Genomic DNA, 1,350 nt, shown 5'->3' with positions numbered 1-1,350 from the left:
ACGGATAGGAAATTCAACCGCATGAGGCCAAGTATGGCACGAGTTTTGGGCCTCGAAACACGTTCGGCCAAGGAAGGTTGAGCGCTCGCTTGCCGCTCAATGGCAAGAGCTTGGGAGGCAGTATGCATTTGGGCCTGGCGCGCGCGCAGCTGCTTCCCCGCAGCGATGGATACCGCCGCTTCACTGGGTCACCAATTGACGCGCTGGTCTACCTCGTCGGGTTGAGCTGCCAGATCCCAATCCGGCTCGCCTTGCGCACCATCATCCACCGGCGCGTCGCAGCCCTCCCACAGCGGTGGCCCGCGTGCCGGGGTGATGTGCGGGGGGGCAGACTCCACCCCGATGTGGTTCAGGATGTGGCGGATTTCGGCGCTGTGGGTGATGAAGGCAATGATGCGCATCTGCCCACCGCACATGGGGCACAGCAGCGGAAATGCCTCGTAGATGCGGGCAATCAGCACCGCCCACAAGTAATGCGCCGCTCGCTTCGGGCGTGCTTCAGGTTCGGGTGTGGGTGTGGCCGCGTTGCCCGGCGCCGCCACCCCAGGTACGCCCGCGCCAGGTTGTGCAGTCTCCACCGTGGCTGGTTGCGACGCAGCAGGCTGAGCCAGCGCCGTTACCGCCGCTCTCAGCGGCGAGTTTGGTGCCAGCACACCAAAGTAGCGGTGCCGGTGGGTGCGTGGCGGTGGCACCAGCGCGGCGATGCGGTCGATCAGTTCCAGCGGTGTGAGGTGCAGCTCATCTGCCTTGGCACCACGCTTGTCACTGGTGGGCTCGCTGCGCTGTTTGGCACAGCGGTACACCAGTTTGCTTCCCTCTTTGCGTAGGCGCTCCATGGAAAACGGTGGACGCGCGCAATAGCGCAGCAGCCGCTCCAGCGCAGCGCGGTCGTGGGCTTCGATGCAGACACCGGCGTCCACCGAGAAGCCGCTGTGTTTGTAGCCCAGCATGTCTTTGGCGTCACAGTTCTCCAGCAGGCCCCGAGCAACGAAGGCGCGCAGGATGCGTTTTTGCAGTGTGGTCTGCACTGGGGCCACGGTAGCCGCATCGATGCCGGTGGCCGCGTGAAAGATGACACCCGGCGATGAGATTCGAGGGGTCGCATCAGCATCGCCCTCGCCCTCCACTTCCTCAAACACCCCGTCCACCACACAAACGTGGAAGTGGACGTGTTCATTGAGGCTGGAGCCGAATCGGTGAATGAAGGCGATGGCACCGATGTGCAGGCCTGCCTTGTCCATATGGGCCGCACCGGGGCTGTGGGTCTGCAGAGTTTGTGCGATCACCCGCAGAAAGATGCGCAGCACCATGCTCAGCACCGCTCCGTCGCGTTGCATGAAGTACCGCAAC

Annotated in this window: 1 protein-coding gene; it reads right to left on the bottom strand. The window is 63.8% G+C overall.

Going from position 1 to position 1,350, the window contains the following annotated elements; translation table 11 throughout:
• Window positions 1-188 precede the first annotated feature (188 nt).
• A partial coding sequence (locus B059_RS0118375; protein WP_018079685.1) for an IS91-like element ISCR8/ISPps1 family transposase occupies window positions 189-1,350 on the bottom strand: 1,162 nt, incomplete at its 5' end.

The organism is Thiobacillus denitrificans DSM 12475, from assembly GCF_000376425.1.
GTDB lineage: Bacteria > Pseudomonadota > Gammaproteobacteria > Burkholderiales > Thiobacillaceae > Thiobacillus > Thiobacillus denitrificans.
Note: the sequence above shows the minus strand (reverse complement) of the source record. Positions and strands in the feature narration are given on the sequence as shown.